Here is a 7,332-nt window from a genome sequence, read left to right on the forward strand (position 1 = left end):
GGTCACAGGCTCCCGGGTCGCTTTGCAGTCGGCCCTTCGCTCCCTCCGCCTTTCGGCGGCTCTCCTCACTACTATGGCCTCTGCTGACTTCTGGCCGGCTCTCGCCGGCCAGATCTCCTTGGGTAAGAACATGAGCTTTCCCCTCGTGCCACGGACCTCTGCTTGATGCGTCTTGATGGTCTTCGGACTTCGCGTTTCCTGGCACGCTCGTCGCCCGCATCCTGCCTTCGTGTTCCTGTGGTCGAGAGTTTGCCCCGGACTTCTTTCAGCCACGGCCTCGCGGCCGCTGCCTTGTCCTTCGGCTACGGTTAACTCCCATCGTTTCCGATCAGCTCCTTTCATCTGATTAGTTCATGTTCATGCCAAGCACACTAGGGACGCGTTGTGCGCGTCCGTAGATTCCTTCATCCCAGCGTGGTCTGCTGCCGCTTCGCATTCCCCCTTTTTCAAAAGCTCCCGCCCAAGCGCCCACGTCCTGCCCCAGTGAGCCTTCTGTCACCTGCCATCAGGATCTCAAATGAAGCCCTGAGCCGTTTCGAGTGGAGTGGCCTCACCCGCTCATTGGCAGACCTGTTTTCAGCGAATCGTGATATTAGATTGAATCCACCTACACCGCCGCCGCCGAGAAAAACACCTTCTCTGCCGTGCCGCGCAGCATCCAGGCTTTGTCCTGCTCCGTGAGGAAATCGAGACGATCCCGGATGATCGCGATGGCGTTGTGGTAGTTGTGCCCGTGCTCCACCTGGAAGGGGCAGTCGCTGGCCCACATCACGCGCTGCGGGCCGAAGGCATCCCGCACCTGCCGCACCAGCGGGCCCATGTCGGTATAAGGAGCCTTCTTTGCACCCAAGGCATAGAAGGCGGAAGCCTTCACGTGCGTTTTGGCGTGCCGTGCCAGGCGCAGCAGGTTCTGCACCTCCTCAGGCTTGGCCGGCCCTGCCATGCCCAGACGGGCGAAGTGATCCACCACCACGCCCGTGTCCGGGTACCACTCGCACATCTTGTCCATCAGCGGCAGCGTGTCCGGATTGATCAGCGGGCAGACGTTCACCTTCAGCTCCGCCGCCGTCTTCCACAGCGTGGCCATGCCCGGGGAGCCCAGCCAGTCGGAGAGATTTTTCACCTTGCCGGGAGTGATGCGGAAGCCACGCACGCCCTGCTTCACCAGGCTGCGCATGGTGTCAGCCAGCCCTGCCGCGTGCTCGTCCACGATGGCCACGCCGCTGAAGACACCGGGATGCGCGCGCATCATGTCCAGCATGTAGCTGTTGTCCGTCTGGTAGTAGCTCATCTGGATGAGCACGATGCGGTTCACCCCTTCCGGCTTGCAGTGGGCAAACAACTGCTCCGGCGTGAAGCTCGGTGGCTGCATGTCGCTCACGGCAAACCCACGGGCCAGCGGGTACTTCTGCACGTCGGGCGTCCACACATGCACATGCGCGTCGATCCAGTTTCCTTTTCCTGAAGGTGAGAAAAGATTGCAGCCTGTGAGAGCGGCGGCAGCAGAGGAGGCAAGGAAGGAGCGGCGTGTCGGGTTCATCTTCACTAATCGTAGCGAAGAACTTCCCTTTTGCGCAAGCCTTTGCACCCGCAGCAGAAATCATTCATCATGCCGCCATGTCCCGACTGCGCCGAATCTGTGTTTACTGTGGCTCCTCCTCTGGCAGCGATCCCCGCCATCGCGCCGCCGCGCATGATCTGGGCGCGTTTCTCGCGCAGAGCGGCATCGGACTCGTCTATGGCGGTGGCAATGTGGGCCTGATGGGAGCCATTGCGGACGGGGCGCTTTCGCAAAAGGGAGAGGTCATCGGCGTGATCCCGAAATCCCTCATGGAAAAGGAGCTCGGCCACGGCGGTGTGACGCAGCTGCACGTGGTCGGCAGCATGCACGAGCGCAAGCAGCTCATGGTGGACCTCAGCGACGGCTTCATCGCCCTGCCCGGCGGTTTTGGCACGCTGGATGAGCTGTTCGAGACCCTCACCTGGCTGCAGCTCTCCTTTCACGACAAGCCCGTGGGCCTGCTGAATGTGGGCGGCTTTTTCGACGGCCTCATTGAATTCATCTCCCACATGAGCCAGAGCGGCTTTCTCAAGCCCGAGCACGCCGCCTGTGTCCTGGTTGAGACTCAACCCACCGCCCTGCTGGCCCGCATGGAGGCCTTCCGGCCGCCGGATTTGGGCAAATGGATCGAGAAACTGGCCGCTGAGGCGCGCTAGTCTTGGGCACGCCGGGCACGCACCCTTTCGTCAGATCCCATTTGCCCCGGAGGGCACTCGATTGTTCCCAGTTTCTCCCTACGCAAAGTGGAGTTCTTGACAGGTTATTCACAAACAATTGAGAACTCTCACTTCTGTGTCTTGAGGAATCAAAAGCTAGAAATTTTCCCCAAGAGTTTGTCACAGATCAGGAACAAAACCTTGAGCGTGGAACCCTTGTGTTTGAATCGTGGAACGTGCAGGGCGGGTTCGTTGTGCAACGATTTCGACACACAATAGGCCGACCACCTAACTAGGCAGCGGACTGTAGGAACCCCGCCTCCATCCAGTCAATAACATTTTTAATCCGTTGTTTATCAACGATTTGTAAACCATTAACACAGCCAAGAAGCGCTCACATCCGCCCCCATTTGCAGGTACAGCCCCTTCTACGGGCAGGCAGAGAAGGCAGCGAGGTCAGGCTGTGAGCAAACCGCCATTTTCCACCTATGGATTTCATGGCGTCATTATTTCGTTTCCAACATAAATACTTTCATTTTTGACAATCTCGCCTTTCTAGCTCTGCCCCGGCATTCCCTGTGTGTGAATCGCAAGCAAATTGTTCACACCCCATGTGGAGAATCTTTTTCTGTCTGGGCAAAACCTCAGAAATCTTTGTTTCCGAGAAACCTCGAAGCCTCACTTCCACCTTGTTGCCGCAGTGGGTTCCGGTAGCCTCGCCACCAACTCCTACTTCCCGCCCTATGCACGCCTACCAAATCACCGGAACCACCGGCATCGACTCCCTGCGGGCCGTGACCCTGCCTGATCCAACGCCCGGCCCCGGGGAGGTTTTGGTCCGCATCCGGGCCACCTGCCTGAACTACCGCGACTACATGAACGTCATGGGCATTCGTGGCGTGACCGGCCCGGTGCCCCGCATTCCCTGCTCCGATGGCGCGGGCGAGGTGGCAGCCGTGGGTGCAGGCGTGACCCAGTTCAAGTCCGGCGACCGCGTCGTCTGCCCCTTCATGCCCACCTGGATGGAGGGGGAGTTTAGCCAGGCTCATGCCTCCGGGGCGCTCGGCGGTGCCGTGGACGGCCTTCTGCGCGAGCTGGCGGTCATCCGTGCCGAAAGCCTGCTGCCCATCCCAGACTACCTTTCCACCGAAGCCGCCGCCACCCTGCCCTGCGCCGCCGTCACCGCCTGGGATGCCCTGCACTGCCGTGGCGGGCTGAAGGCCGGAGAAACCGTCCTCATCCTCGGCACCGGCGGCGTCTCGGTCTTTGCCCTGCAGTTTGCCAAGCTGGCCGGAGCCCGCGTGCTGGCCACGACGAGCTGCGATATCAAGGCCAAGCACCTCCTCCAACTCGGCGCTGATGCCGTGCACAACTATAAGACCGATCCCGACTGGGACACATGGGCCGTGAAGCAAACCGGCGGCCTGGGAGTGGACAAGGTCATCGAGATCGGCGGCCCTGAGACGCTCAATCGTTCGGTCAAAGCCACGCGCTTCGGCGGCCACATCGCCCTCATCGGCGTGCTCACGGGCACCAGCGGCGAAGTGCAGACCGTGCAGATCCTGCGCAAAGGCATCCGGCTCGACGGCATCTACGTCGGCTCACGCGAGATGTTTGCCCAGATGCTGGCGGAGATGGAGCGCGTGAAACTGCAGCCCGTCATCGACTCCACCTTCGAGTTCAAAGACGCCCCGGCAGCCTTCCAGCGCATCGCCAGCGGGAAGCACTTTGGGAAGATTGTGATCCGGGTGTGAGGCGGCTTTCGGCTAACTCCCACAGCCCTGTGTTGCCTGCTCAATCGCTTCCTTCAGCCAACTGCGAAACTCCTCGGTGTCACGCGGGCGGGGAAACTCACGCGTTTTTGCTGAGCCCAATTCTTCAATGGCCTCAGGACAAGCCAGCGCCACCAGCCCATTCATGGCCTGCCTCCAGACGGCTTTCTCCCCTTCTCTCAATGCCTCGCCCAGCAACGGAATGACCGAGGTCTGCCGGTGCTCCCAAATCACATGGAGGAGGAAGTCACGCAGGTCTGGATCCGTGGCCGCACGAAACTCCGCCGTCAGCTCTGGCAGCGCCTCATGATCCAGCTCAGTCAGTCCAAAAAAAGCATTCTCGGTGTCGTCCTGGTGGTAACGTTCAAGGTAGTAGGCAATGGGGGACGCAAAGGCGGACATGGGCGTTGTGACGTATCGCAAAACTCATCTAGATCAAGCAGGCTGAAGTGCCCAGAGATGCCCCCCCATTTGGAGTGCGGTTGCGCAGCGAGGCACGAATGCAGCTACCGCTTTCGAACGTCTCGTGATCCGCGGGAGGGCATCGGCCTGCGAGCGCCTTAGGGTGAGTGTCGGCGAAAGGTCTGTGGCGCGATGGACAGCCGTCCTGCCTGCGAAAGCGGTGGCTGCGCTCGTTCCTCGCTCCGCAACCGCAGTCCATATCAGACGCTGTCGCGCTCGCGTTAGCACTTGCCCGAACGCTACCGCCACAACAGCCCCGAAAACTTCTTCGCCACGGCCTGCCGATGCTTCGGCCATTCGCGCGCGACAAAAGCAGGCCAGTCCTTCGTGGTGGCCAGTTTCTTCCCATCCGGCGTGCAGAGAATGAGCGTCACGGGCAGCCGCCCTTCGCACAGCGTCGGGTGTTCCGTGAGCGCGAAGCACTCGTGCAGCTTAACCTGCACTTCCGGTGACTCGCCCGCGTAGGAGACCTTCAGGCTCCCACCCGCAGGCCATGGGATGGAGAGGGGTACCAGTTCATCCAGCCAGCTCACCTGCCCCTGGGCCAGATGCTGGTGAAAGGCGGCCATCAGCGGCGCGGCCCGCGCTTCCTTCACCAAAGAGAGGCCTTTGAAAGCACGGGCGAGGCACGCAGTAACGGCCTCCGCATCAAAGCGCGGGAACTCCAGCTCCGGCAAGGTGGCGTGAACGAGATCCACCCGGGCGATGAACTGCTTCAGGCGATGATCCATCAGCGGCAGATCAAAGGCTCCCGCTCGGTGGGCTTCAGCGAGGCAGCGCCCGCTGGCGATGGGATCGAGATCGCGCTGCTGCGCCTTCTGCTCGATCACGAGGTCGCGGTAGCGCACCACTTTCATCGCGGCCACACGCTTGTTTTGCGCATCAAACAGATGCTCCACCGTGGTGCTCAAATGCTGCGGAAACATCTCCGCGATCCACGCCGGCTGCACGGCGGTGGCGAGGCTGAGCAAGGTCAGCGGCACCGGGCCACGCGAGGGTGCTTCACGCAGATTCGCAGCCACGAAAAACGCAGCCTCCTGCACCACGCTCTCGCGCACGAGCTGGCCTTGGCGCTGCTCGGTGAGATCGCACTCCGGCTTGCCGGGCACGCGGCGTTTGGCCAGTTGATCCACGAATCCGGCCATGAGGCAGCGCAGCAGGGCTTCGTCACTTTTGGCCGTTGTCCCACCATCGCGGTCATACAGCCGCTGCTGCTGCGCGGCGTGCAGGATCTGCTGGCAGGTCTGCTCCACTTGCCGGGCCACCTGCGCATTGATGCCGTGGCTGCGGCAGCGCTCAAAGCTGAAGCCGTTCTCTTTGGCAAATTCGTAGGCCCGCATCAGCGTGATGAAGTCGGAGTCTCCGCTGTCCTCAAACATCTCGCGCAGGCCCTTCATTTGTGCATCATCGCGATCCAGCCGCGCCAGCAAATCTCGCCCACTAATGAGAGCCGCGCACAGGGCCGCATCTGGCACACAGCCGCGCTGGCTGGCCTCGATGAGCATGCGCGAGTAGCGCGGATGCATCGGCAGGCGCAGCATCTGGCGGCCCACCGGGGTGAGCTCCGCCCTGCCCTCGTGCAGGGCTCCCAGCATGGTCAGCAGTTTCTCCGCGCGCACCACGGCCTGAGGATCGGGTTTGTCCAGCCAGTCAAACGTGGCCGCCTCCTGAATGCCGAGCGAATGCAGCAGCAGCACGACCTCGGCGAGGTCGCTGCGCTGAATCTCGGGCGTGTTGCGTTCTTCGCGGGTCTGGTGGCCAATCGAGGTCCACAAGCGATGACAAGTCCCCGGCGCAGTACGGCCCGCACGCCCTTTGCGCTGATCCGCGCTAGCCCGGCTGATCGGTTCCAGCAACAGCGTGCCGATGCCACGCTCTGCATCGTAACGCGCTACCCGCGCCACGCCGCTGTCCACCACATGGCGGATGCCATCGATGGTGATGCTCGTCTCGGCCACGTTCGTCGCCACGATGACTTTGCGCAGCGAGTTCGGCGCAAAGGCGCGGTCCTGCTCCTGCGGCTCCAGTTCACCATGCAAAGGAATGCAGGTCACACGCTCCTGTGTGCGCAGACCTCGCAAGGCATCCAGCGTGCCATTGATCTCGCCACGCCCCGGCATGAAGACAAGAATGTCGCCGGGCTCACCTTCATACAGGATTCGCTCCACCGCCTCCGCTGCCTGCACCGTGAACGGACGCTGATCAGGCACCGGCAGATAGGCCACCTCCACCGGAAAGCTCTGCCCTTCGGAGACAAGGATGGGGCACTGGTTCAAATACGCCGCCACAGGCTCCGCATCCAGCGTGGCAGACATCACCAGCATCACCAGATCGGGCCGCTGGCTCTGCTGCAAGTCCTTCACCAAGGCCAGCGCTACATCGCTGAGCAGATTGCGTTCATGGAATTCATCAAACACCACCGCACCGATCTTCGACAGCGAGCGATCATCCTGCAGCCAGCGCAGCAGAATGCCCTCTGTGACAAAGCAAATTCGCGTGCCCACGCTGGTGTGGTCATCAAAGCGGATTTGATAACCCACCTCGGCTCCCAGCTTCCCTCCACGCTCTGAGGCCACACGCGCCGCCACCGTGCGTGCGGCCACACGGCGCGGCTGCAGCACCACGATCATCTTTTCTCCCGCCACGCCCGCATCCAGCAGCATCTGCGGCACCTGCGTCGTTTTGCCCGAGCCCGTCGGCGCCACTAGCACCAGCCGATTGCCGCCCTGCAGCGTGCGCAGGATGTCGGCGTGAATTTTCCAAATGGGGAGCGCGGTGGGGGCAGGCATGAAGTGGGGCGCTCGCTATAAACCAGAACTTCATCTTTTTCGACGAACGATGGTGGATTCCATCCACGGCCTGCGTTTCGTCGGTTCACCCA

General features: G+C 61.7%; 5 protein-coding genes. 2 read left to right on the forward strand and 3 right to left on the reverse strand.

Annotation, left to right across the window (positions count from 1 at the left end; translation table 11 throughout):
- Window positions 1-607: 607 nt before the first annotated feature.
- Window positions 608-1,540 (reverse strand): amidohydrolase family protein, encoded by a 933-nt coding sequence (locus tag WAW39_RS11585; RefSeq protein ID WP_422318919.1) that lies wholly within the window; start codon window positions 1,538-1,540, stop codon window positions 608-610.
- Between the two features lie 86 nt (window positions 1,541-1,626).
- Between WAW39_RS11585 and WAW39_RS11590 the strand changes: the two genes are divergently transcribed.
- Together WAW39_RS11590 and WAW39_RS11595 are read left to right on the forward strand one after the other, a co-directional pair.
- Complete coding sequence (locus tag WAW39_RS11590; RefSeq protein ID WP_422318927.1) at window positions 1,627-2,217, forward strand: TIGR00730 family Rossman fold protein; 591 nt, start codon at window positions 1,627-1,629, stop codon at window positions 2,215-2,217.
- Window positions 2,218-2,960: 743 nt separating this feature from the next.
- Window positions 2,961-3,971 (forward strand): zinc-dependent alcohol dehydrogenase family protein, encoded by a 1,011-nt coding sequence (locus WAW39_RS11595; RefSeq protein WP_422318921.1) that lies wholly within the window; start codon window positions 2,961-2,963, stop codon window positions 3,969-3,971.
- Between the two features lie 12 nt (window positions 3,972-3,983).
- Here WAW39_RS11595 and WAW39_RS11600 read toward each other — a convergent pair whose 3' ends face one another.
- Together WAW39_RS11600 and hrpB are read right to left on the reverse strand one after the other, a co-directional pair.
- Complete coding sequence (locus WAW39_RS11600; RefSeq protein ID WP_422318923.1) at window positions 3,984-4,391, reverse strand: hypothetical protein; 408 nt, start codon at window positions 4,389-4,391, stop codon at window positions 3,984-3,986.
- Window positions 4,392-4,690: 299 nt separating this feature from the next.
- The gene (gene hrpB / locus WAW39_RS11605) at window positions 4,691-7,240 is read right to left on the reverse strand and encodes an ATP-dependent helicase HrpB (RefSeq protein ID WP_422318925.1); all 2,550 of its coding nucleotides are present in this window, start codon (window positions 7,238-7,240) and stop codon (window positions 4,691-4,693) included.
- Between the last annotated feature and the right edge of the window lie 92 nt (window positions 7,241-7,332).

Origin of the sequence: Prosthecobacter sp. (genome assembly GCF_049294395.1) — a bacterium.
In the GTDB taxonomy this organism is placed as follows: Bacteria; Verrucomicrobiota; Verrucomicrobiia; order Verrucomicrobiales; family Verrucomicrobiaceae; genus Prosthecobacter.

Bases quoted from the DNA above. Each gene is read 5' to 3' on its own strand.
- WAW39_RS11585 (WP_422318919.1), bottom strand. From the start codon at position 1,540: ATGAACCCGACACGCCGCTCCTTCCTTGCCTCCTCTGCTGCCGCCGCT.
- WAW39_RS11600 (WP_422318923.1), bottom strand. From the start codon at position 4,391: ATGTCCGCCTTTGCGTCCCCCATTGCCTACTACCTTGAACGTTACCAC.
- hrpB (WP_422318925.1), bottom strand. From the start codon at position 7,240: ATGCCTGCCCCCACCGCGCTCCCCATTTGGAAAATTCACGCCGACATC.
- WAW39_RS11595 (WP_422318921.1), top strand. From the start codon at position 2,961: ATGCACGCCTACCAAATCACCGGAACCACCGGCATCGACTCCCTGCGG.